This is a genomic window from Pseudomonas oleovorans subsp. oleovorans, assembly GCF_002197815.1.
In the GTDB taxonomy this organism is placed as follows: domain Bacteria; phylum Pseudomonadota; class Gammaproteobacteria; order Pseudomonadales; family Pseudomonadaceae; genus Aquipseudomonas; species Aquipseudomonas oleovorans.
Genome location: NZ_NIUB01000006.1, coordinates 99,411 through 120,922 on the forward strand (window position 1 = coordinate 99,411; position 21,512 = coordinate 120,922).

Annotated in this window: 23 protein-coding genes; 18 read left to right on the forward strand and 5 right to left on the reverse strand. The window is 62.5% G+C overall.

Annotated features, from left to right (window positions below):
• The first annotated feature begins 38 nt into the window (after positions 1-38).
• Positions 39-515 carry a tRNA adenosine(34) deaminase TadA gene (gene tadA / locus PSOLE_RS05200; protein WP_074856543.1) on the forward strand — a complete coding sequence of 159 codons (477 nt, stop codon included), beginning with the start codon at positions 39-41 and terminating at the stop codon, positions 513-515.
• Positions 516-608: 93 nt separating this feature from the next.
• Here tadA and mltF read toward each other — a convergent pair whose 3' ends face one another.
• Positions 609-2,078: a membrane-bound lytic murein transglycosylase MltF gene (mltF, locus tag PSOLE_RS05205; RefSeq protein ID WP_074858047.1), complete on the reverse strand. Its 1,470-nt coding sequence runs from the start codon at positions 2,076-2,078 to the stop codon at positions 609-611.
• 168 nt (positions 2,079-2,246) lie between these two features.
• On the opposite strand from mltF, the gene purL reads away from it, so the two are divergent.
• From purL to PSOLE_RS05220, 3 genes are all read left to right on the forward strand, one after another.
• Positions 2,247-6,143, forward strand: a complete 3,897-nt coding sequence (gene purL / locus PSOLE_RS05210; protein ID WP_074858044.1) for a phosphoribosylformylglycinamidine synthase — start codon at positions 2,247-2,249, stop codon at positions 6,141-6,143.
• 368 nt (positions 6,144-6,511) lie between these two features.
• Positions 6,512-6,688: a CDGSH iron-sulfur domain-containing protein gene (locus tag PSOLE_RS24560; RefSeq protein WP_244597196.1), complete on the forward strand. Its 177-nt coding sequence runs from the start codon at positions 6,512-6,514 to the stop codon at positions 6,686-6,688.
• A gap of 156 nt (positions 6,689-6,844) precedes the next feature.
• Positions 6,845-7,162 (forward strand): Nif3-like dinuclear metal center hexameric protein, encoded by a 318-nt coding sequence (locus PSOLE_RS05220; RefSeq protein WP_003462734.1) that lies wholly within the window; start codon positions 6,845-6,847, stop codon positions 7,160-7,162.
• Positions 7,163-7,297: 135 nt separating this feature from the next.
• Here PSOLE_RS05220 and PSOLE_RS05225 read toward each other — a convergent pair whose 3' ends face one another.
• Positions 7,298-7,801, reverse strand: coding sequence for a L,D-transpeptidase family protein (locus PSOLE_RS05225; protein ID WP_074858039.1), 504 nt, complete (start codon positions 7,799-7,801; stop codon positions 7,298-7,300).
• Positions 7,802-7,819: 18 nt separating this feature from the next.
• A complete protein-coding gene (locus PSOLE_RS05230) occupies positions 7,820-8,374 on the reverse strand; it encodes an NUDIX hydrolase (RefSeq protein WP_003462730.1) in 555 nt (184 codons plus the stop codon).
• A 149-nt stretch (positions 8,375-8,523) separates the two neighbouring features.
• On the opposite strand from PSOLE_RS05230, the gene PSOLE_RS05235 reads away from it, so the two are divergent.
• The 5 genes from PSOLE_RS05235 to PSOLE_RS05255 are packed head-to-tail and all read left to right on the forward strand — an operon-like array spanning position 8,524 to position 11,805.
• The gene (locus tag PSOLE_RS05235; protein ID WP_039964927.1) at positions 8,524-9,129 is read left to right on the forward strand and encodes a CoA pyrophosphatase; all 606 of its coding nucleotides are present in this window, start codon (positions 8,524-8,526) and stop codon (positions 9,127-9,129) included.
• 21 nt (positions 9,130-9,150) lie between these two features.
• Positions 9,151-9,678 (forward strand): gamma carbonic anhydrase family protein, encoded by a 528-nt coding sequence (locus PSOLE_RS05240; RefSeq protein ID WP_074858037.1) that lies wholly within the window; start codon positions 9,151-9,153, stop codon positions 9,676-9,678.
• The gene (locus tag PSOLE_RS05245; protein WP_074858034.1) at positions 9,665-9,871 is read left to right on the forward strand and encodes a DUF1289 domain-containing protein; all 207 of its coding nucleotides are present in this window, start codon (positions 9,665-9,667) and stop codon (positions 9,869-9,871) included. The genes PSOLE_RS05240 and PSOLE_RS05245 overlap by 14 nt, the downstream gene beginning before the upstream one ends.
• A 21-nt stretch (positions 9,872-9,892) precedes the next feature.
• A complete protein-coding gene (gene purT, locus PSOLE_RS05250) occupies positions 9,893-11,074 on the forward strand; it encodes a formate-dependent phosphoribosylglycinamide formyltransferase (protein WP_074858031.1) in 1,182 nt (393 codons plus the stop codon).
• Positions 11,071-11,805 (forward strand): SGNH/GDSL hydrolase family protein, encoded by a 735-nt coding sequence (locus tag PSOLE_RS05255; RefSeq protein ID WP_074858028.1) that lies wholly within the window; start codon positions 11,071-11,073, stop codon positions 11,803-11,805. Before purT ends, PSOLE_RS05255 begins: the two co-directional genes overlap by 4 nt.
• On the opposite strand, the gene PSOLE_RS05260 is transcribed toward PSOLE_RS05255, so the two are convergent.
• Both PSOLE_RS05260 and PSOLE_RS05265 read right to left on the reverse strand, forming a co-directional pair.
• Positions 11,777-13,063 carry an HlyC/CorC family transporter gene (locus PSOLE_RS05260; RefSeq protein ID WP_074858026.1) on the reverse strand — a complete coding sequence of 429 codons (1,287 nt, stop codon included), beginning with the start codon at positions 13,061-13,063 and terminating at the stop codon, positions 11,777-11,779. The two genes, PSOLE_RS05255 and PSOLE_RS05260, sit on opposite strands and share 29 nt — an antisense overlap.
• A 10-nt stretch (positions 13,064-13,073) precedes the next feature.
• Entirely contained in the window at positions 13,074-13,874 is an 801-nt protein-coding gene (locus tag PSOLE_RS05265; RefSeq protein WP_003462716.1) for a cytochrome C assembly family protein, read from the reverse strand.
• A 157-nt stretch (positions 13,875-14,031) separates the two neighbouring features.
• Between PSOLE_RS05265 and ffh the strand changes: the two genes are divergently transcribed.
• From ffh to PSOLE_RS05310, 9 genes are all read left to right on the forward strand, one after another.
• Positions 14,032-15,411, forward strand: a complete 1,380-nt coding sequence (ffh, locus tag PSOLE_RS05270; RefSeq protein ID WP_003462712.1) for a signal recognition particle protein — start codon at positions 14,032-14,034, stop codon at positions 15,409-15,411.
• 141 nt (positions 15,412-15,552) lie between these two features.
• Positions 15,553-15,804, forward strand: coding sequence for a 30S ribosomal protein S16 (gene rpsP / locus PSOLE_RS05275; protein WP_037003051.1), 252 nt, complete (start codon positions 15,553-15,555; stop codon positions 15,802-15,804).
• Between the two features lie 8 nt (positions 15,805-15,812).
• The gene (gene rimM / locus PSOLE_RS05280; RefSeq protein WP_074858024.1) at positions 15,813-16,349 is read left to right on the forward strand and encodes a ribosome maturation factor RimM; all 537 of its coding nucleotides are present in this window, start codon (positions 15,813-15,815) and stop codon (positions 16,347-16,349) included.
• Between the two features lie 5 nt (positions 16,350-16,354).
• Complete coding sequence (gene trmD / locus PSOLE_RS05285) at positions 16,355-17,098, forward strand: tRNA (guanosine(37)-N1)-methyltransferase TrmD (RefSeq protein ID WP_074858022.1); 744 nt, start codon at positions 16,355-16,357, stop codon at positions 17,096-17,098.
• 42 nt (positions 17,099-17,140) lie between these two features.
• A complete protein-coding gene (gene rplS, locus PSOLE_RS05290; protein WP_045734872.1) occupies positions 17,141-17,491 on the forward strand; it encodes a 50S ribosomal protein L19 in 351 nt (116 codons plus the stop codon).
• An 81-nt stretch (positions 17,492-17,572) separates the two neighbouring features.
• Positions 17,573-17,986: an acyl-CoA thioesterase gene (locus PSOLE_RS05295; RefSeq protein ID WP_074858020.1), complete on the forward strand. Its 414-nt coding sequence runs from the start codon at positions 17,573-17,575 to the stop codon at positions 17,984-17,986.
• A gap of 106 nt (positions 17,987-18,092) precedes the next feature.
• Entirely contained in the window at positions 18,093-18,989 is an 897-nt protein-coding gene (gene xerD, locus PSOLE_RS05300; protein ID WP_074858017.1) for a site-specific tyrosine recombinase XerD, read from the forward strand.
• Positions 18,990-19,108: 119 nt separating this feature from the next.
• Positions 19,109-19,834, forward strand: a complete 726-nt coding sequence (gene dsbC / locus PSOLE_RS05305) for a bifunctional protein-disulfide isomerase/oxidoreductase DsbC (RefSeq protein ID WP_003462695.1) — start codon at positions 19,109-19,111, stop codon at positions 19,832-19,834.
• A gap of 362 nt (positions 19,835-20,196) precedes the next feature.
• The gene (locus PSOLE_RS05310) at positions 20,197-21,501 is read left to right on the forward strand and encodes a homoserine dehydrogenase (protein ID WP_003462692.1); all 1,305 of its coding nucleotides are present in this window, start codon (positions 20,197-20,199) and stop codon (positions 21,499-21,501) included.
• Positions 21,502-21,512: the final 11 nt, after the last annotated feature.

Here is a 21,512-nt window from a genome sequence, read left to right on the forward strand (position 1 = left end):
AGGCGCCGTTTTTCGCCGGCACCCTATGGATTGTTGCAATGAAACGACCGCAGATCATCGACCGCTCGCGTGACGAGCACTTCATGCGCCTGGCGCTGGCGCAGGCGCATCTGGGGGCTGAGCAGGGCGAGGTGCCGGTCGGTGCCGTGCTGGTGCAGGACGGTGAGGTGGTGGGGCAGGGGTTCAACTGCCCGATTCTGCGTCATGACCCCAGCGCCCATGCCGAGATGGTGGCGATCCGTGCGGCGGCGCAAAGCGTGCAGAACTATCGACTGCCCGGCAGCACCCTGTACGTCACCCTGGAACCCTGCAGCATGTGTGCAGGTTTGATCGTGCATGCGCGGGTCGCCCGCGTGGTGTTCGCCGCCAGCGAGCCGCGTGCGGGGGTGGCGATCAGTCAGGGGCAGTTCTTCGATCAGGCTTTTCTCAACCACCGCGTGCAGGTGGAAGGGGGCTTGCTGGCCGAAGAGAGCGGGGCGCTGTTGAAAGCGTTCTTCAAGGCTCGGCGCGCCTGAGTGATGTAGCCCGGATGCAATCCGGGGCGAATGCGGGCTGCTGTCGAACCTCTTTCAGGATTGCGTCTTGCCACTTGGTGCGAGTGGCGCACCCTACAAGGGCGGGGTTTGTTCTTCTTCGGGTTTACGCTTGTCGATGCCGGGCAGGTGAGCGCCGCTTTCAGCCACTTGCGTGCCTTCCAGTTGCGGCTGGGTCACCCAGGTCAGGATGTCGTAGTAGCGGCGGATGTTGCGCACGAAATGCACCGGCTCACCGCCACGCGCATAACCGTAACGGGTCTTGCTGTACCACTGCTTTTGCGCCAGGCGCGGCAGGATCTTCTGCACGTCGGCCCATTTGTTCGGGTCCAGGCCTTCGGCCTCGGTCAGCTTGCGTGCGTCTTCCAGGTGACCACCGCCAACGTTGTAGGCGGCCAGGGCGAACCAGGTGCGATCCGGCTCCTGAATGCCTTCAGGCAGTTGCTGATGAATCTGCACGAAGTAGCGGGCACCGCCGTCGATGCTCTGCTTGGGGTCGAGGCGATTGGAGACACCGACCGACTGGGCGGTGCGTTGAGTGAGCATCATCAGGCCACGCACGCCGGTCTTGGAGGTGGCATTGGGTTGCCACAGCGACTCCTGATAGCCCATGGCAGCCAGCAGGCGCCAGTCCACCTGATTGGCCTGACCGGCCTGGCGGAACATCTTCTCGTAGCGCGGCAAGCGCTGTTGCAGGTGCTGGGCAAAGGTGTAGGCGCCGACATAGCCAAGCACGTCGACATGGCCGTAGTAGCGCTCCTTCAGGCGCTGCAGGGTGCCATTGGCTTCGGCGCGCTCAAGAAAGGAGTTGATTTCCTGCAACAGGCTGTCATCTTCGCCAGCGGCCACGGCCCAGCGCATGCTGTTGGTATCGCCCAGGTCGAAGGCTACGCGCACGTTGGGGAAATACACCTGGTTCATCGCCAGCTCGTTGGAGTCGACCAGGGTCAGGTCGATCTGCCCTTCGTCGACCATGCGCAGCAGGTCGACCACTTCCACCGCGTCAGACACCTCGAACGCCAGCTGCGGCTGCTCCAGCTTGAGCGCTTCCAGCTGTTCGGCATGGCTGCTGCCGGCGAGCACCAGAATGCGTTTGCCAATCAGATCTTCAGGCTTGGTCGGGCGGCTTTCGCCCTGGCGATAGATGATCTGCGGAGTCACTTCCAGGTACGGAATCGAGAAGCGCGCCTGGCGCAGGCGCTGGGGTGTGTCGACGAGGCCGGCGGCAGCCATGACCGGGCCGTCGCTGCGAGCCAGGCTGGAAAACAGGCTGTCGAGGTTGTCGGCAGTTTCGATCTTCAGTTCCAGGCCCAGATCGGTGGCGAAGCGTTTGGCCAGTTCGTATTCGAAACCGGTGGCGCCGTTACGGTTCTGGAAGTAGGTGGAGGGACTGTTGCGAGTAACCACGCGCAGCTCACCCTCCGCCTTTACCTGCTCGAGTACGCTGGGCTTGGGGTCTTCGCCACAGCCAGCAAGCATCAGGAGGGTGCCAATCGCCAACAGCCCTGTGGCGCAACGCATGCGTGTCGCAGGTCGTGCAAACATCGGCGCAGTATACGCAAAGCGCAGGCGGCGCCATATCTCGACAGCGCAGCGCTTCTCTGCTAGCGCTCGCCCGTCTCGAAAGCATCCGGTACGGGTGCTGCGAGCGCGGCTTTAGGCTAGAATGCACGGCCTCCAAGTACACACTCTTGCCCAGAGGCTGTCCCGACGATGTTGATTCTGCGCGGCGCTCCCGCCCTTTCCGCTTTCCGCCATGGCAAATTGCTCGAGCAACTGACCAGCAAGGTGCCGGCCGTGACCGGGCTGTACGCCGAGTTCGCGCATTTTGCCGATGTCACCGGCGTACTCGACGCCGATGAGGAGCAAGTGCTGGCCCGCCTGCTCAAGTACGGCCCGAACGTGCCGGTGCAGGAGCCCAGCGGCAAGCTGTTCCTGACCATTCCGCGTTTCGGCACCATTTCGCCCTGGTCGAGCAAGGCCAGCGACATTGCCCGCAACTGCGGCCTGGCCAAGGTTCAGCGCCTGGAACGTGGTATCGCCTATTACGTCAGCGGCGAACTAAGCGAAGCCGACAGCACTGCCGTCGCCAGCCTGCTGCACGACTGCATGACCCAGCTTGTTCTGAATGCCCTCGAGGACGCCGCCGCGCTGTTCAGTCATGCCGAGCCCAAGCCGCTGACCGCCGTGGACGTCCTCGGCGGTGGCCGCGCCGCGCTGGAGCAGGCCAACCTGGATCTGGGCCTGGCCCTGGCCGAGGACGAAATCGACTACCTGGTGAAGAGCTTCAATGACCTGGGGCGCAATCCGCACGACATCGAACTGATGATGTTTGCCCAGGCCAACTCCGAGCACTGCCGCCACAAGATCTTCAATGCCAGCTGGGACATCGACGGCGAGAGCCAGGACAAGTCGCTGTTCGGCATGATCAAGAACACCTACCAGATGCACAACGAAGGTGTGCTGTCCGCCTACAAGGACAACGCCTCGGTGATCAAAGGCCACACCGCCGGGCGTTTCTTCCCCAACCCGGAAACTCGCCAGTACGGCGCGGTGCAGGAGCCGGTACACATTCTGATGAAGGTCGAGACGCACAACCACCCGACCGCCATCGCCCCGTTCCCTGGCGCGGCCACCGGCTCCGGTGGTGAGATTCGTGACGAAGGCGCGACCGGCCGTGGTGCCAAGCCGAAGGCCGGCCTGACCGGTTTCTCGGTCTCCAACCTGAATATCCCCGATTTCCTCCAGCCCTGGGAAAAGCCCTACGGCAAGCCCGAGCGCATCGTCAGCGCGCTGGACATCATGATCGAAGGCCCGCTGGGTGGCGCTGCGTTCAACAACGAGTTCGGTCGCCCGGCACTTAATGGCTACTTCCGTACCTTCGAGCAGGCTGTCAGCAGCCCCCGCGGTGAGGAAGTGCGTGGCTACCACAAGCCGATCATGCTCGCCGGCGGTCTCGGCAACATCCGCGAAAACCACGTACAGAAGGGCGAGATTTCCGTCGGTGCCAAACTGATCGTGCTCGGTGGCCCGGCCATGCTCATCGGCCTGGGCGGCGGCGCTGCTTCGTCGATGGCCACCGGTGCCAGCTCGGCCGATCTGGATTTTGCCTCGGTGCAGCGCGAGAACCCGGAAATGGAACGCCGTTGCCAGGAGGTCATCGACCGCTGCTGGCAGTTGGGCGAGGCCAATCCGATCAAGTTCATCCATGACGTCGGCGCCGGCGGTATCTCCAACGCCCTGCCGGAGCTGATCAACGACGGTGGTCGCGGTGGCCGTTTCGAACTGCGTAACGTGCCCAATGACGAGCCGGGCATGGCCCCGCACGAGATCTGGTGCAACGAGTCGCAGGAGCGTTACGTGCTGTCCGTCGATGCGGCCGACTTCGAGCGTTTCCAGTCCATCTGCGAACGCGAGCGTTGCCCGTTCGCCGTGGTCGGCGAGGCCACTGCAGAGCCGCACCTGACCGTGACCGACAGCCACTTCAGCAACACCCCGGTGGACATGCCGCTGGAAGTGCTGCTGGGCAAGCCGCCGCGCATGCACCGCAGCGTGGCTCGCGAGGCGGAGCAGGGCGATGATTTCAGCGCCGCCAGCGTCGATATCGAAGAAGCCCTGGGTCGTGTGCTGCATCACCCGGCCGTGGCCAGCAAGAGCTTCCTGATCACCATCGGCGACCGCACCATCACCGGTCTGGTTGCTCGCGATCAGATGGTCGGCCCGTGGCAGGTGCCGGTGGCCGATTGCGCCGTGACCGCCACCAGCTTTGACGTCTACACCGGCGAAGCCATGGCCATGGGCGAGCGCACGCCGCTGGCGCTGCTCGACGCACCGGCCTCCGGCCGCATGGCGGTGGGTGAGACCATTACCAACCTGGCCGCTGCACGCATCGAGAAAATCTCCGACATCAAACTGTCGGCCAACTGGATGGCGGCTGCCGGCCACCCGGGCGAAGACGCCCGCCTGTATGACACCGTCAAGGCTGTCGGCATGGAGCTGTGCCCGGCGCTGGGCATTACCATTCCGGTGGGCAAGGACTCCATGTCCATGAAAACCCGCTGGCAGGAAGAGGGCGTCGACAAGAGCGTGACCGCGCCGTTGTCGCTGGTGATCACCGGCTTCGCTCCGGTGCAGGACATCCGGCAGACCCTGACCCCGCAACTGCGCATGGACAAGGGCGAGACCGACCTGATCCTGATCGACCTCGGCCGCGGCCAGAACCGTATGGGCGCCTCGATCCTGGCGCAGGTCTATGCGCAGATCGGCCAGCAGGTGCCGGACCTCGACGACGCCGAAGACCTCAAGGCCTTCTTCGCCGTGATCCAGGGCCTGAATGCCGACGGCCACCTGCTGGCTTACCACGACCGTTCCGACGGCGGTCTGCTGACCACCGTGCTGGAAATGGCCTTCGCTGGTCATTGCGGTCTGTCGCTGAACCTCGACGCGCTGGCTGATGACAGCTCCGAGCTTCCAGCCGTGCTGTTCAACGAAGAGCTGGGTGCGGTGATCCAGGTACGCCAGGACGCCACGCCAGAAGTGCTGGCGCAGTTCAGCGCTGCCGGTCTGGACGACTGCGTGGCCGTGATCGGTCAGGCCGTGAACAACGGCGAGGTCAGCATCAGCTTCAATGGCGAGCCGGTGTTCGCTGGTGATCGTCGTCTGCTGCAGCGTCAGTGGGCCGAGACCAGCTATCGCATCCAGCGTCTGCGCGACAACGCCCAGGGGGCCGATCAGGAATTCGACCTGCTACTGGAAGAAGACAACCCCGGCCTTTCGGTCAAGCTCGGCTTCGACGTCAATCAGGACATTGCTGCGCCCTACATCAAGAAGGGCGTGCGTCCGCAAGTGGCGATCCTGCGCGAGCAGGGCGTCAATGGCCAGGTGGAAATGGCCGCCGCGTTCGACCGCGCCGGCTTCTCCGCCATCGACGTGCACATGAGCGATATCCTCGCCGGCCGCGTCAGCCTTGAAGAGTTCAAAGGTCTGGTGGCATGCGGCGGTTTCTCCTACGGCGACGTGCTCGGCGCCGGTGAAGGCTGGGCCAAGTCGGTGCTGTTCAACGCTCGCGCCCGCGATGCCTTCCAGGGTTTCTTCGAGCGTCGTGACAGCTTCACCCTTGGTGTATGCAACGGCTGCCAAATGATGAGCAATCTGCACGAACTGATCCCGGGTACCGAGTTCTGGCCGCACTTCGTGCGCAACCGCTCCGAGCAGTTCGAAGCGCGCGTGGCCATGGTGCAGATTCAGGAGTCGGCGTCGATCTTCCTGCAGGGCATGGCAGGTTCGCGCATGCCGATCGCCATCGCTCACGGCGAGGGTCATGCCGAGTTCGAGAGCGAGGAGGCGCTGCTGGAGGCGGATCTGTCCGGCACCGTGGCCCTGCGCTACGTCGATAACCACGGCAAGGTCACTGAAGCCTACCCGGCCAACCCCAACGGTTCGCCGCGTGGCATTACCGGCCTGACCAGCCGCGACGGCCGCGTGACCATCATGATGCCGCACCCGGAGCGGGTATTTCGCGCCGTACAGAACTCCTGGCGCCCGGACGAGTGGCAGGAAGACGGCGGCTGGATGCGCATGTTCCGCAACGCCCGAGTGTGGGTGGACTAAAAGCGGTCGCGTAGCGGCCCTCTGCTAACCCTCTCCCGCTTGCGGGAGAGGGTGCCCGAAGGGCGGGAGAGGGCAAAAGCGGCCGCGCTCCGATCCAGCTTGAGCTGGCACCGGTGTATAGCGAACGCCGAACCCTCTCCCCAGCCCTCTCCACTAGGCGTGCCCCCAATAAATGGGAGAGGGAGCCGATCGTGGAGCGCGTAACCCGGATGCAATCCGGGAAGCCGTTGCCAAACCCTCTGCTCGGATTCCATCCGAACCACACAGGCCCAGCCATGGCCGATGATCCTCTCCCCATCTTCCCCGAAGTTCGCCTAGTCAGGCCTGGCGAAACTCATCATCTATGCCGCTGTGGGCATTCGCCCGAGATGCCTGACTGCCCACCCGATTGCGCCCAATCCCTGATCCTGCAGCCCGAGCGCGAGCAGCGTCTGCTGCTATGCCGCTGTAGCCGATCCGCAAACCTGCCCTACTGCGATGGCAGTCACAGCCCGCCGGCCACCGGTCTGGCCGACAAATGGCGGCGCTTTTTCAGCGGTCGCTGAGAACGCCACGCCCTTTGCCTGAGTCGAAAGCAACGAATCGTTTTAATGCTGCGTATGGATTTGTGCGGGCGATCTCAAGACAACTTCATGGCGCAATGACATCATATTGGCGTCATGGCTTGTCTGTTGTTCGGTTGCCCATCTGCGGAGAACTTGATGTACAAACTGTGTTTTTACGTGCCGGAAGCCTATCTGGAGCCGGTGAAAAAGGCGGTGTTCGCAGCCGGCGGCGGGCGCATCGGGCGGTACGACAACTGCTGCTGGCAGGTGTTGGGCCAAGGTCAGTTCCGCGCTCTGGAAGGTAGCCAGCCGTTTATCGGTCAGGTTGGCAGCGTCGAGCAGGTTGCCGAGTGGAAGGTGGAAATGGTCGTTGCCGACGAGTTGATCCACGATGCCGTCAAGGCACTGAAGAAGAGTCATCCTTACGAAACACCGGCCTTCGATGTCTGGCGCTTGTCCGATCTGCAGTTCTGAATCACCTCAGCTAAGGCCTGCAACGCAGCCCTTCGTAGGAGCCCCGCCTCGGGGCGAAGCTTTTCGCCTCAGCGCGGCACGGGTTCGCGGCGGGGCGCCGCTCCTACAGGTTCAACGGGCGATTCAGTGTCTGGCTCAGGGCCTGATTTCGATCAGCGTCCCATCCTTGACCAGGCTCCATACCTCGCGCATGTCGTCGTTCTTCATGGCGATGCAGCCCTCGGTCCAGTCCAGGGTGTGGAAGAACCACTCCGGATATTCCTCATCCAGTGGCGTGCCGTGAATCATGATCATGCTGCCCGGCGGCACCCCGGCTTCCTTGGCGCGAGCCAGATCGCGTGCGTTGGGGTAGGAGATATGCAGCGACATTTGGTACTTATCGCTCGGCTTGCGCCAATCGATCCAGTAGAAGCCTTCCGGTGTGCGCAGGTCGCCTTCGCGTTGCTTGGCGCCATTGGGCTGTTTGCCCAGGGAAATACGGTACGACTTGATGGTCTCGCCGCGCTGCTGCAGGTGCAGTTTGCGCTCGGATTTGAGCACCAGCACCTTGTCCACGGTGCGGCTGCTGGTTGCTGGCGTGGTGCTGGCCAGGACGTTGAAGCTGAGGGTCAGGCAAAGCAGGGGCAACAACCAGCGCATCGGGAACGTCCGCAAGGGTCAACGGGGTGTGTAGTGGGCACGCAGCGCTTCGAGTGGCTCATTGCGTAGCGGAAAGAGATTCTGCCGACGGTCGGCGAAGAAGCATTCTAAGGTACGGCCTATGGTCGGGAAAGCCAGCTCTGACCAAGGGATTTCGCTCTCTGCAAACAATCGCACCTCCAGGCTTTCCTCGCCGACGGCAAAATCCAGGTCGACCAGTTCGGCGCGAAACAGCATGTACACCTGGCTGATGTGCGGCAGATCGAAGAAGGTATAGAGGCTCAGGTCGCGTACGCGGGCGCAGGCTTCTTCGAGGGTCTCACGGGCGGCGGCCTGTTCGGTTGTTTCGCCGTTTTCCATGAAGCCGGCCGGCAACGTCCAGTAGCCGCGGCGCGGCTCGATGGCGCGGCGGCACAGCAGCACCTGGTCGCCCCACACAGGCAGGCAGCCGGCAACGATACGCGGATTTTCGTAATGCACGGTGGCGCAGTGGCCGCAGACATGGCGCATGCGATTGTCGCCCGCGGGGATCATGCGGGTGACCGGGTTGCCGCACTGGCTGCAGAATTTCATGCCCGTTCCTCTTTTTCTGGCGTTATCTTGGCCGGCTGAGAGGTGGCCGGCAAGCCCGCTATTGCGGCCGGCCTGTCCTGTCGTCGGGGTTGGGCGGCCGCGTGCTTTCATGCCATGATGCCTGGCAAAACAAGACTCCGAGTATGCCCATGCTGGACGAGTTGCTCCATCGTGTGCGCGGTTACAGTCCGCGCCCTCTGGAGACCGAGCGCAGCTTCCCCGAAGCGGCGGTGCTGGTCCCGATTACCCGCAGTGACGAACCTGAGCTGGTGCTGACCCTGCGCGCCAGCGGTTTGTCGACCCACAGTGGCGAGGTTGCCTTTCCCGGTGGCCGGCGTGACCCGGAAGACCGCGATCTGGTGGACACCGCACTGCGCGAGGCCGAGGAGGAAATTGGCCTGCCACCTGGTTTGGTCGAGATGGTTGGGCCGCTCAGCAGCCTGGTGTCGCGCCACGGCATTCAGGTCACGCCCTACGTCGGGCTGGTGCCGGATTACGTCGAGTACAAGCCCAACGACGCTGAGATCGCCTCGGTATTCTCGGTGCCGCTGGAGTTCTTCCGCAGCGACCCGCGCGAAGTCACCCACCGTATCGACTACTTAGGGCAGAGCTGGTACGTGCCGTCCTACACCTATGGCGAGTACCGCATCTGGGGCCTGACCGCGATCATGGTGGTGGAGTTGGTCAACCTGATCTTCGACGATGCGCAGATCGCTCTGCACCAGCCCCCCGAACACTTCATACACCTGCGCTGATAGCGCCGAGGACTGACAAGCATGAAATACCGCCTGGGAAGCTCCCGTGTCGACGCCCATCCCGAGAGCTGGGTCGCACCAAGCGCCGACCTGATCGGCAAGGTTCGCCTGGAGGCTGGTGCCAGCGTCTGGTTTGGTGCCGTGCTGCGCGGCGACAACGAGCTGATCCATGTCGGCGAGAACAGCAACGTGCAGGACGGCAGCGTGATGCATACCGACATGGGCTTTCCGCTGACTCTGGGTAAGGGCGTTACCGTTGGCCATAACGTGATGATGCATGGCTGCACCGTCGACGATTACAGCCTGATCGGCATCAACGCGGTGATCCTCAATGGCGCCAAGATTGGCAAGTACTGCATCATCGGCGCCAACAGCCTGATTCCCGAAGGCAAGGTGATTCCTGATGGCAGCCTGGTCATGGGCAGCCCGGGCAAGGTGGTGCGCGAGCTGACCGAGCCGCAGAAGAAGATGCTGGAGGCCAGCGCCGCGCATTACGTTCATAATGCGCAGCGCTATTCCCGTGAGCTGGTGCCTGATGACGACGAGTGATGTAGAAAAGCCGGTGCGTTCGCCCTGTGTGCATGTCTGCGCGCTGGACGAACAGGATGTTTGCATTGGCTGTCAGCGCACCGTCGCCGAGATCACCCGTTGGGGCCGCATGGACAATGCCGAGCGCCGCGAGGTGCTGCAACTTTGCCTGGAGCGCGCCCGCGCTTCGGGTCTGCTAATGACTTCTTCCTGATTCACTGTTCGAGGAACACTCATGCCCCGTATTGGAACCCCTCTGTCGCCTTCCGCGACCCGTGTGCTGCTGTGTGGCTGCGGCGAGCTCGGCAAGGAAGTGGTGATCGAGCTGCAGCGCCTGGGCTGCGAAGTCATCGGTGTCGACCGTTACGCCAATGCGCCGGCCATGCAGGTGGCACATCGTAGCCACGTCATCGACATGCTCGACGGTGCCGCGTTGCGTGCAGTGATCGAGAAGGAGCAGCCGCACTACATCGTGCCCGAGATCGAGGCGATCGCCACGGCCACGCTGGTCGAGCTGGAAACCGAAGGCTTCAACGTGGTGCCGACCGCACGTGCCGCACAGCTGACCATGAACCGCGAAGGCATTCGTCGTCTGGCGGCCGAGGAGCTGGGCCTGCCCACCTCGCCGTACCATTTCTCCGACACCTTCGAGGACTACGCCGCGGCGGTGAAATCCGTCGGCTACCCCTGCGTGGTCAAGCCGATCATGAGCTCTTCCGGCAAGGGCCAGAGCGTGCTCAAGAGCGACGCCGACCTGCAGCGCGCCTGGGACTACGCCCAGGAAGGCGGCCGTGCCGGCAAGGGGCGGGTGATCGTCGAGGGTTTCATCGACTTCGACTACGAAATCACCCTGCTCACCGTGCGTCATGTCGGCGGCACCAGTTTCTGCGCCCCGATTGGTCATCGCCAGGAGAACGGTGACTACCAGGAGTCCTGGCAGCCGCAACCGATGAGCCCGAAGGCGCTGGCCGAATCCGAGCGCGTGGCGCTGGCAGTGACCGAGGCACTCGGTGGCCGTGGCCTGTTCGGTGTCGAGCTGTTCGTCAAGGGCGATCAGGTGTGGTTCAGCGAAGTTTCGCCGCGCCCGCACGACACCGGTCTGGTGACGCTGATTTCCCAGGAATTGTCCGAGTTCGCCCTGCATGCCCGCGCCATTCTCGGTCTGCCAATTCCGGCAATCCGCCAGATGGGCCCGTCGGCGTCGGCGGTGATTCTGGTGGAGGGCAATTCGCAGCAGGCCAGCTTCGCCAACCTCGGCGCCGCGCTGAGCGAGCAAGACACGGCGCTGCGCCTGTTCGGCAAACCCGAAGTCAAGGGCCAGCGCCGCATGGGCGTGGCGCTGGCGCGTGACGAGTCCATCGAGGCGGCGCGTGCCAAGGCACTGCGCAGCGCGCAAGCGGTTCGCGTCCAGCTGTGAGCCGGCATGCGCTGTGGTGGCTGGCGACTGTGCCACTGCTGCCATTGGCGCTGCCTCTGGCTTTGCATACCCGGCGCACGGCGCTGCGTCTACCGATTGCGCAGGGCGAGCCGGGCGGCATCGCTGCTGCGCACTTGCCGGGTGAACCCTTGCGTCTGCTGCTGATCGGTGAGTCGACCGTGGCAGGCGTTGGGGGCACCCGCTTCGATCAATCCCTGGCAAGTTGCCTGGCCGCCGCCCTGGCTGAACGTCTGGGGCGACCGGTACGCTGGCGTGCCTGTGGCGAGAATGGCATCACTGCTTCTGCGGCCTGTGAGCGCCTGCTGCCATTGGCCCTGGCGGAACCGGCCGATCTGGCACTGCTGGTGTTTGGCGTCAATGACACCACGCACCTCACGCCGAGCAGGCGCTGGCAGCAGGCACTTACTGCGATGGCCGATGCACTGGGCGGACGTGGCTGTCGCGTGGCGTTCAGCGCTGTGCCGCCGTTGCAGCATTTTAGCGCCTTGCCCTGGTTGCTGCGGCAGTTGATGGGCTGGCGGGCCAGCTTGCTGGATTGTGAGTTGCAGCGCCTGGCGCAACGTCTGGGCGCATTGCATTGCCAGTTGGATATACCGTTCGAGCCGGCCTATCTCGCCGAGGATGGTTATCACCCCTCGGCATTGGGCTATCGATGCTGGGCCGATGGCCTGGCCGAGCGCCTTACTCCGGTGCTGTCGGGCTCGGTTTGACTTTCCCCGCCTGCCACACGCGTACGCTTTTCACCCGGTTTTCCGCCGCCTGGAGAATCTCCAGGCGATAGGGGCCGATCTTCAGGCAGACGCTGCTGTCAGGGATGGTCTCCAGGGCTTCGGTGATCAGGCCATTGAGGGTCTTGGGACCATCGCTGGGCAGATGCCAGCCGAGAGTCTTGTTCACTTCGCGAATGTAGGCGGCGCCGTCGATGACCAGCGTGCCGTCTTCTTGCGGATGAATGTCGGGGCTGCGCAGGCTGTCCTGGTTGCTGAAGTCGCCGACGATCTCTTCGAGGATATCTTCCAGGGTGACGATGCCGATCACCTCGCCATACTCGTCGACGACGATGCCGATGCGCCGCTTCTGCTTCTGGAAATTGATCAGCTGGGTCGCCAGCGGCGTGTTTTCCGGGATGAAATAGGGCTCGTTGCAGGCTGCCAGCAAGCTGTCCTTGGTCAACTGGTTGTGGCTCAGCAGGCGGGCGATCTGGCGCATGTGCACCACGCCTTCGATCTGATTGATGTCGCCACGAAACACCGGCAGGCGCGTGTGCGGGGTGGTGCGCAGCTGGTCGACGATGCTCTCCAGGTCGTCGTCCAGGTCGATGCCGGCCACCTCGTTGCGCGGGATCATGATGTCGTCCACCGTCACCCGTTCGAGGTCGAGGATGCTCAGCAGCATGCTCTGGCGGTTCGTCGGCAGTTCTGAGCCGGACTCACGCACCACGCTGCGCAGTTCCTCGGTGGACAGACTGTCGCTGACGCGCTGCGTCGGGTCGATGCCGAACAGGCGCAGCAGGCCGTTGCTGATCACGCTGGTCAGCCAGACCACCGGGTAGAGCAGGCGTAACAGCAGGCTCAGTACGCGGCTGGCAGGGAAGGCCACCAGTTCCGGGCGTAGCGCGGCCAGGGTCTTGGGCGTAATCTCGCCGAAGATCAGTACGATGATGGTCAGGCCTGCGGTGGCGATGGCGATACCGGCCTCACCCCACATGTCCACCGCCAGCACTGTGGCGATGGAAGCGGCGAGGATGTTGACCACGTTGTTGCCGACCAGGATGGTGCCGAGCAGGCGATCCGGGCGATCCAGCAGGCGGGTGACGCGCTTGGCGCCCTTGTGGCCCTCCTTGGCCAGATGCTTGAGCCGGTAGCGGTTGAGGCTGAGCAGGCCGGTCTCGGAGCTGGAGAAGAACGCCGAGCAGAGGATGAGGAAAAACAACAGGCCGAGCAGGTAGCTCGAATGTATGTCGTCCATGACGTCTGCCTCAGATGTGCAGGATGAATTCGCGTACCAGCTTGCTGCCGAAATAGGCCAGCATCAGCAGACAGAACCCGGCGAGGGTCCAGCGAATGGCCTTGTGCCCGCGCCAGCCGAGCTGGTGGCGCCCCCACAGCAGCACAGCGAAAACCACCCAGGCGAAGCAGGACAGGAAGGTCTTGTGCGCCAGGTGCTGAGCGAACAGATCATCGATGTACAGCGCGCCGGACAGCAGCGACAGCGACAGCAGCAGCCAGCCGGCGAAGAGAAAGCCGAACAGCAGGCTTTCCATGGTTTGCAGGGGTGGAAAGTTGCGGATCAGCCCGGACGGGTGCTTGTGCTTGAGCTGATGGTCCTGCAACAGCAGCAGGATCGACTGGAACACGGCGATGGTGAGCATGCCGTAAGCCATGATCGAGAACAGGATGTGGGCGAGGATGCCGGGGTGCTCGTTGATCGGGTTGATGGTGCCACTGGGCATGAATTCGGCCGCCAGCACGGTCAGTGTGCCGAGCGGGAACAGCAATAGCAGCAGGTTTTCCACCGGGATGCGCAAGCAGGCCAGCAGAATCAGGCCGATAACCGCCCAGGCAATCAGGCTGGCTGCGTTGAAGAAGTCCAGGTTGAGGCCGTGTACGTCATACAGCTGGTAGAACAGGCTGATGCCGTGCAGGCACAAGGCGAGCACACCTAGCGACGCCAGCAGGCGTTTGTCGGGGATGCTGCGCTGCGTCAGACGCAGGCCTTGGTAAGCGGCGGCGCCGGCATAGAGGAGGGCGGCGGCGAGACTGGGCAACAGAGGGTGCATAAATCCGTGTAAGGCGAGCCCGAAAGGCGCTGAGTGTGGCACAGAAGGGCGTCAGCACGAAAGACCGCCGGCGGTGTCGGCAGCTCGGCGACTTCGCTATAATCCGCCGCCTGTCGCACACCCGGCGCGCCGGGTCGCACCTATCAAAGGAACGCGCATGTTCGAAAATCTTACCGATCGCCTGTCCCAGACGCTGCGTAATGTCACGGGCAAGGCCAAGCTGACCGAAGACAACATCAAGGATACGCTGCGCGAAGTGCGCATGGCCCTGCTCGAGGCCGACGTGGCTCTGCCGGTGGTCAAGGACTTCGTCGGCAAGGTCAAGGATCGCGCCGTTGGTACCGAAGTCTCCAAGAGCCTGACGCCGGGCCAGGCCTTCGTGAAGATCGTTCGCGCCGAGCTGGAAGAGCTGATGGGCGCTGCCAACGAAGACTTGGCGCTCAATGCAACTCCGCCAGCCGTGGTGCTGATGGCCGGCCTGCAGGGCGCGGGCAAGACCACCACCGCCGGCAAACTGGCCAAGTTCCTCAAGGAGCGCAAGAAGAAGTCTGTGCTGCTGGTGTCGGTCGACGTCTACCGTCCGGCGGCAATCAAACAGTTGGAAACCCTGGCGGGCGACCTCGGGGTGACTTTCTTCCCCTCCGATGCCAGTCAGAAGCCGGTGGATATCGCCAACGCAGCGATCCGCGAAGCCAAGCTGAAGTTCATCGACGTGGTCATCCTCGATACCGCCGGTCGCCTGGCCATTGATGCCGAGATGATGGCCGAGATCCAGGCGCTGCACGCAGCCGTCAAACCGGTCGAAACGCTGTTCGTGGTCGACGCCATGACCGGCCAGGACGCCGCCAACACCGCCAAGGCGTTCGGCGAGGCGTTGCCGCTGACTGGTGTGGTGCTGACCAAGGTCGACGGTGACGCCCGTGGTGGCGCTGCCTTGTCCGTCCGTCATATCACCGGCAAGCCGATCAAGTTCATCGGTATGGGCGAGAAGAGCGACGCGCTCGAGCCCTTCCATCCGGATCGTATCGCCTCGCGCATCCTCGGCATGGGTGATGTGCTCAGCCTGATCGAACAGGCCGAGCAGACCCTTGATCGCGAGAAGGCCGAGAAACTCACCAAGAAGCTGAAGAAGGGCAAGGGCTTCGATCTCGAAGACTTCCGTGATCAGCTGCAGCAGATGAAAAACATGGGCGGCCTCGGCGGTCTGATGGACAAGCTGCCGTCCATCGGTGGCGTTAATCTGTCGCAGATGGGCAATGCTCAAGGTGCGGCGGAGAAGCAGTTCAAGCAGATGGAGGCGATCATCAACTCGATGACGCCGGCCGAGCGCCGCGATCCGGACATCATCAGTGGCTCGCGCAAGCGCCGCATCGCTATGGGTTCCGGTACCCAGGTGCAGGACATCGGTCGCTTGATCAAGCAGCACAAGCAGATGCAGAAGATGATGAAGAAATTCACCGCCAAGGGCGGTATGGCCAAGATGATGCGCGGCATGGGCGGCATGCTTCCGGGTGGCGGCGGAATGCCGAAATTCTGAGGCCTGTACGCCGGCCGATGGTCGTCCGGAAAAAGAGATTTGCAAACCGCCGCATAATCCTTAAAATATGCGGCCTTTCGGGCCTAGGCCCATTTTTGATGTGTGCCTCAAGTTAGCACCGACTACAGGAACGATGTTCTCATGGTAACTATTCGTCTCGCTCGTGGCGGCTCCAAAAAGCGCCCCTTCTACCACCTGACCGTGACCAACAGCCGCAATGCGCGCGACGGTCGCTTCGTAGAGCGTATCGGTTTCTTCAACCCGATCGCCGCGGGTGCTGAAGTCAAGCTGTCCGTCAATCAAGAGCGTGCTGCCTACTGGCTGAGCCAGGGCGCGCAGCCGTCTGAGCGCGTTGCTCAGCTGCTCAAGGAAGCTGCCAAGGCTGCTGCCTAAGCATCTTTATGAGTACGACGCCGGCCGTCGCCGAGGATTTGATCGTTCTCGGCAAGATTGTTTCGGTGCACGGCGTCAAGGGTGAAGTGAAGGTGTACTCCTTTACCGATCCCATCGATAACGTGCTCGATTACCGCAACTGGACGCTCAGGCGTGACGGTGAGGTAAAGAAAGTGGAACTGGCCAGCGGCCGCCTTCAGGGCAAGGTGCTGGTAGCCAGGTTGAAAGGTCTGGATGATCGCGAAATTGCGCGTACCTACGCCGGTTTCGAGATCTGCGTGCCGCGTAGCGAGTTGCCAGAGCTGGAAGATGGTGAGTTCTACTGGTACCAGTTACAGGGCTTGAAGGTCATTGATCAGGCAGAGCAGCTGCTCGGTGTGGTCGACCACTTGTTCGAGACCGGTGCCAACGATGTGATGGTGGTCAAGCCCTGCGCGGGCAGTCTGGATGATCGCGAGCGTCTGTTGCCCTACACGGGGCAGTGCGTGCTTTCGATTGACCTGGCAGCTGGTGAGATGCGGGTCGACTGGGATGCGGATTTCTAAGGCTCATGCGTGTAGAAGTCATCACCCTGTTCCCGGAAATGTTTGCCGCCATCGGCGAGTACGGCATCACCAGTCGAGCGGTCAAGCAGGAGCTTCTCAAGCTCAATTGCTGGAACCCGCGAGACTACACGACTGATCGTCACCATACGGTGGATGACCGCCCTTTCGGCGGTGGTCCGGGAATGGTGATGAAAATCAAGCCTCTCGAGGATGCCTTGGCCGGTGCCAGGCAAGCCGCGGGAGAGAAGGCGAAGGTGATCTACCTGTCGCCGCAGGGCCGTAGCCTGAATCAGGCGGCGGTCCGCGAGCTGGCGCAGGAGGATGCACTGATCCTGATCGCTGGTCGTTATGAAGGCATCGACGAGCGTTTCATTGAGGCGCATGTCGATGAGGAATGGTCGATTGGCGACTACGTCCTGTCCGGCGGTGAGCTGCCGGCCATGGTGCTGATCGACGCGGTGACGCGCCTTTTGCCTGGTGCATTGGGTCATGCCGATTCGGCCGAGGAGGACTCCTTTACGGATGGCCTGCTCGACTGCCCGCACTACACCCGCCCGGAGGTGTATGCGGATAAACGTGTTCCCGAAGTGTTGCTTAGTGGCAATCACGAACACATCCGGCGCTGGCGTTTGCAGCAGTCCCTTGGTCGGACCTGGGAACGTCGCGCTGATCTTCTGGATAGCCGCTCGCTTTCTGGAGAAGAGAAGAAGCTGCTGGAGGAATACATCCGCCAGCGGGACGATAGTTAACGTATCGATGATGGGCCGGGAGGCTTGTCTTAGGAGCGCAGCATGACCAACAAGATTATCCAGATGCTCGAAGCTGAGCAGATGAACAAAGAAATACCGACTTTCGCCCCTGGCGACACCGTAGTCGTACAAGTGAAAGTAAAGGAAGGCGACCGTCAGCGTCTGCAGGCCTTCGAAGGCGTGGTTATCGCCAAGCGTAACCGCGGCCTGAACAGCGCCTTCACCGTGCGCAAGATCTCCAGCGGCGTTGGCGTTGAGCGTACCTTCCAGACCTACAGCCCGCTGGTTGACAGCCTGGCAGTCAAGCGTCGTGGTGACGTGCGCAAAGCCAAGCTGTACTACCTCCGCGATCTGTCCGGCAAAGCCGCACGCATCAAGGAAAAGCTGTCCTAAGTTCGGACGCTTCTCTGACAAAGGCAGCCTAAGGGCTGCTTTTGTCGTTTCTGGCTTGCAGTGATCATGAGTGGCATTGAGATGACCCCGAGAGAGCAAGAGATCCAGCGACGCATCGCACTGTCGGAAACCCGTGTGACCAAGGCGGTGTTTCCACCGACCACCAATCATCACAACACCCTCTTCGGCGGCACCGCGCTGGCCTGGATGGACGAAGTGTCGTTCATCGCTGCTACGCGGTTCTGCCGTCTGCCGTTGGTCACCGTTTCCAGCGATCGCATCGATTTCAAGCACGCGATACCGGCGGGCTCCATCGTCGAGTTGGTTGGGCGGGTAATCAAGGTCGGCAATACCAGCCTCAAGGTGGAGGTTGAGGTGTTCGTCGAGGGGCTGTATCAGGAAGGGCGCGAGCGGGCGATCAGCGGTAGTTTCAGCTTCGTCGCCGTCGATGATCAGCAGAAGCCAGTGCCGGTATTGCCGGGATTCGCTAGCTAGCCATTTGCCGGCCTTGGGCAAGGGCCGCTGATCGTCGGCCTGGTCTGCTGGTGCGTCGGGTGTTGGCTGTGGAACACTTGCCTACCCTGTAATTGAAGGTCAATCGATGCCTGCGCTGACTCACCCTCTGATCGAGCGCTTCCTCGAAGCCCTATGGTTGGAAAAAGGGCTTTCCGCCCATACTCAGGCCGCCTATCGCAGTGATCTGGAGCACTTCAATGGCTGGCTCGCTGGGCGTGGCCTGGCGCTGCAGCATATCGGCCGCGACGCCATTCTCGATCACCTGGCCTGGCGTCTCGAGCAGGGCTATCAGGCGCGCTCCACGGCGCGCTTTCTCTCCGGTGTGCGCGGCTTCTACCGTTTCCTGCTGCGTGAAGCACTGATCAGCGAAGACCCGACCTTGCAGGTCGAGCTGCCGCAGATCGGCCGGCCACTGCCCAAGTCACTGTCCGAAGCGGATGTCGAGGCGTTGCTGCAGGCGCCGGACCTGGATGACCCCATCGGCCTGCGTGATCGCGCCATGCTCGAGGTGCTCTACGCCTGCGGTTTGCGTGTCAGCGAGCTGGTCGGTCTGACGCTGGAGCAGGTCAATCTGCGTCAGGGCGTACTGCGGGTGTTCGGTAAAGGCAGCAAGGAGCGTCTTGTACCGTTGGGTGAAGAGGCTATTGCCTGGATCGAGCGCTACATACGCGAGGCGCGTCCGCTGTTGCTGGGCGGCAAACCCAGCGATGTGCTGTTTCCCAGCTTGCGTGGCGAGCAGATGACTCGGCAGACCTTCTGGCATCGCATCAAGCATCAGGCCCAGGTCGCTGGCATCAGCAAGGCGTTGTCGCCGCACACATTGCGCCACGCCTTCGCCACGCATCTGCTCAATCACGGCGCCGATCTGCGGGTGGTGCAGATGTTGCTGGGGCACAGTGACCTGTCCACCACGCAGATCTACACCCATATCGCACGTGCCCGTTTGCAGGAGCTGCATGCGCAACACCACCCGCGTGGCTGATGCGCTGGCGGAATGGGGGGCCGTTGGCTGCGCCATCTGCTAGCTGGTCGGCTGTCCGGTGTTGCATCTGTGGTAGGCTGTTGCGATCTTCAACGGTCCGTCGTTCGACAGGAGTATTCATGTCCCTGACCCGTATTTCCCTGGCTCTGGCACTTGTGCTGGGCAGTAGCGCCGCCCTGGCTGCCGATCCTGATCAGGCCATTCGCCAGTCGCTCAAGTCGCTCGACGCCAATTTGCCGATCGAGGCGATTGCCGAAAGCCCGTTGCCGGGTATCTATCAGGTGCAGCTGGAGGGCGGCCGTCAGCTCTATACCAGTGCCGATGGTCAGTTCCTGATCCAGGGTTATCTGTTTCAGGTCAAGGACGGTAAGGCCGTCAACCTGACCGAGCTCGAAGAAAGCCGCGCGGTGGCCAAGCAGATCAATGCCATTCCGGCCAAGGAAATGGTGGTGTTCGCGCCGAAGGCGCCGAAGACCCATATCACCGTGTTCACCGATACCGACTGCGGCTACTGCCAGAAGCTGCACAGTGAAGTGCCCGAGCTCAACCGTCTGGGCGTCGAAGTGCGTTATGTCGCCTTCCCGCGCCAGGGCCTGAACAGCCCGGCGGCCAAGGAGCTGGTCAATGTCTGGTGCGCCAAGGATCAGCAGGAGGCGATGAACCGCGCCAAGACCCGCCAGAGCGTAGCCGATGCCTCCTGTGACAACCCGGTGGCCAAGCAGTACCAGCTCGGCCAGATGATTGGGGTCAATGGTACGCCGGCTATCGTGCTGGCCAACGGCAAGATGATTCCGGGCTATCAGCCGGCGCCGCAGTTGGCCAAAATTGCGCTGGAGTCGAACTAAGAACCTGTCCACGAGCTGCTGTGCGTCGGCTCTGCTGCGTTAAAAACAGGCCCGGAAAGCCGCTTGCGGCTAACGCACCTCAGTGCGGCCCGAAAGGGTGAGCGAAGCGAGTAATGCTCATTTACACCTCGTAAACTGCGCTTCCTTGCCTGTTTGACTCGCTGGCGCTCGCCCTTCGGGCCAGCCTTCGGCTGTTACTCCCGCTGGTCGTTGCGCCTTGCATAGCTCTAGCTCGCGAGCTCGTGATCAGGTTCTGTGAGCGGTGGATTGACTAACAAACAGCCGCTTCGTAAGGTGCGGCTCTTTATCTGCGGCCGGAGCATGCTCCGGCCGTTTCGTGCAGTGCTGATGGGGAATTGAGTGTGAAGCCGGTCAAAGTGGGCATCTGTGGGTTGGGCACCGTCGGTGGCGGTACGTTGAATGTACTCAAGCGCAATGCCGAGGAGATTACTCGGCGCGCCGGTCGCGGCATCGAGATTGCCCAGATCGCCATTCGTTCCCCCAAGCCGCAGTACGACACCACCGGCATTGCCATGACCAGCGACGTGTTCGAGCTGGTCAACAACCCCGAGATCGATATCGTCATCGAGCTGATCGGCGGTTACACCCTGGCCAAGGAGCTGGTGCTCAAGGCCATCGACAACGGCAAGCATGTGGTCACCGCCAACAAGGCGTTGATCGCCGTACACGGCAACGAGATCTTCGCCAAGGCGCGCGAGAAGGGCGTGATCGTCGCTTTCGAAGCGGCTGTGGCTGGCGGTATTCCGGTGATCAAGGCGATCCGCGAGGGGCTTGCGGCCAACCGCATCAACTGGCTGGCCGGCATCATCAACGGCACCGGCAACTTCATCCTCACCGAGATGCGCGAGAAGGGTCGTGCCTTCGAGGACGTGCTCAAGGAAGCGCAGGCGCTGGGTTATGCCGAAGCTGATCCGACTTTCGACGTCGAAGGCATCGATGCCGCGCACAAGCTGACCATTCTCGCATCCATCGCTTTCGGCATCCCGTTGCAGTTCGACAAGGCCTACACCGAAGGCATTACCAAGCTGACCACAGCCGACGTGAACTATGCCGAGGCGTTGGGCTATCGCATCAAGCACCTGGGTGTCGCTCGCCGCACCGATGCAGGCATCGAGCTGCGCGTGCACCCGACGCTGATTCCGGCCGATCGCCTGATCGCCAACGTCAACGGCGTGATGAACGCGGTGATGGTCAATGGCGATGCCGTCGGCAGCACCCTGTACTACGGCGCGGGCGCCGGCATGGAGCCGACCGCTTCGGCAGTGGTGGCTGATCTGGTAGATGTGGTGCGTGCACTTACTACCGATCCGACCAACCGCGTGCCGCACCTGGCCTTCCAGCCGGATTCGCTCTCCGATCACCCGATCCTGCCCATTGCCGAGTGCGAGAGCGCCTACTACCTGCGCATCCAGGCCAAGGATCATCCTGGCGTGCTGGCCCAGGTGGCGAGCATTCTCTCCGAGCGCGGCATCAATATCGAGTCGATCATGCAGAAGGAAGCCGAGGAGCAGGACGGCCTGGTACCGATGATCCTGGTCACCCACCGTGTGGTCGAGGCGCGTATCATCGAGGCCATCGCCGCCATGGAAGCGCTGGATGGCGTGACCTCGCCTGTCATGCGCCTGCGCGTCGAACAGCTCAACTAATCCCGTGTCCA

Coding starts and splice junctions, on each gene's coding strand:
- tadA (WP_074856543.1), top strand. CDS start 39: ATGAAACGACCGCAGATCATCGACCGCTCGCGTGACGAGCACTTCATG.
- mltF (WP_074858047.1), bottom strand. CDS start 2,078: ATGTTTGCACGACCTGCGACACGCATGCGTTGCGCCACAGGGCTGTTG.
- purL (WP_074858044.1), top strand. CDS start 2,247: ATGTTGATTCTGCGCGGCGCTCCCGCCCTTTCCGCTTTCCGCCATGGC.
- PSOLE_RS24560 (WP_244597196.1), top strand. CDS start 6,512: ATGCCTGACTGCCCACCCGATTGCGCCCAATCCCTGATCCTGCAGCCC.
- PSOLE_RS05220 (WP_003462734.1), top strand. CDS start 6,845: ATGTACAAACTGTGTTTTTACGTGCCGGAAGCCTATCTGGAGCCGGTG.
- PSOLE_RS05225 (WP_074858039.1), bottom strand. CDS start 7,801: ATGCGCTGGTTGTTGCCCCTGCTTTGCCTGACCCTCAGCTTCAACGTC.
- PSOLE_RS05230 (WP_003462730.1), bottom strand. CDS start 8,374: ATGAAATTCTGCAGCCAGTGCGGCAACCCGGTCACCCGCATGATCCCC.
- PSOLE_RS05235 (WP_039964927.1), top strand. CDS start 8,524: ATGCTGGACGAGTTGCTCCATCGTGTGCGCGGTTACAGTCCGCGCCCT.
- PSOLE_RS05240 (WP_074858037.1), top strand. CDS start 9,151: ATGAAATACCGCCTGGGAAGCTCCCGTGTCGACGCCCATCCCGAGAGC.
- PSOLE_RS05245 (WP_074858034.1), top strand. CDS start 9,665: ATGACGACGAGTGATGTAGAAAAGCCGGTGCGTTCGCCCTGTGTGCAT.
- purT (WP_074858031.1), top strand. CDS start 9,893: ATGCCCCGTATTGGAACCCCTCTGTCGCCTTCCGCGACCCGTGTGCTG.
- PSOLE_RS05260 (WP_074858026.1), bottom strand. CDS start 13,063: ATGGACGACATACATTCGAGCTACCTGCTCGGCCTGTTGTTTTTCCTC.
- PSOLE_RS05265 (WP_003462716.1), bottom strand. CDS start 13,874: ATGCACCCTCTGTTGCCCAGTCTCGCCGCCGCCCTCCTCTATGCCGGC.
- ffh (WP_003462712.1), top strand. CDS start 14,032: ATGTTCGAAAATCTTACCGATCGCCTGTCCCAGACGCTGCGTAATGTC.
- rpsP (WP_037003051.1), top strand. CDS start 15,553: ATGGTAACTATTCGTCTCGCTCGTGGCGGCTCCAAAAAGCGCCCCTTC.
- rimM (WP_074858024.1), top strand. CDS start 15,813: ATGAGTACGACGCCGGCCGTCGCCGAGGATTTGATCGTTCTCGGCAAG.
- trmD (WP_074858022.1), top strand. CDS start 16,355: ATGCGTGTAGAAGTCATCACCCTGTTCCCGGAAATGTTTGCCGCCATC.
- rplS (WP_045734872.1), top strand. CDS start 17,141: ATGACCAACAAGATTATCCAGATGCTCGAAGCTGAGCAGATGAACAAA.
- PSOLE_RS05295 (WP_074858020.1), top strand. CDS start 17,573: ATGACCCCGAGAGAGCAAGAGATCCAGCGACGCATCGCACTGTCGGAA.
- xerD (WP_074858017.1), top strand. CDS start 18,093: ATGCCTGCGCTGACTCACCCTCTGATCGAGCGCTTCCTCGAAGCCCTA.
- dsbC (WP_003462695.1), top strand. CDS start 19,109: ATGTCCCTGACCCGTATTTCCCTGGCTCTGGCACTTGTGCTGGGCAGT.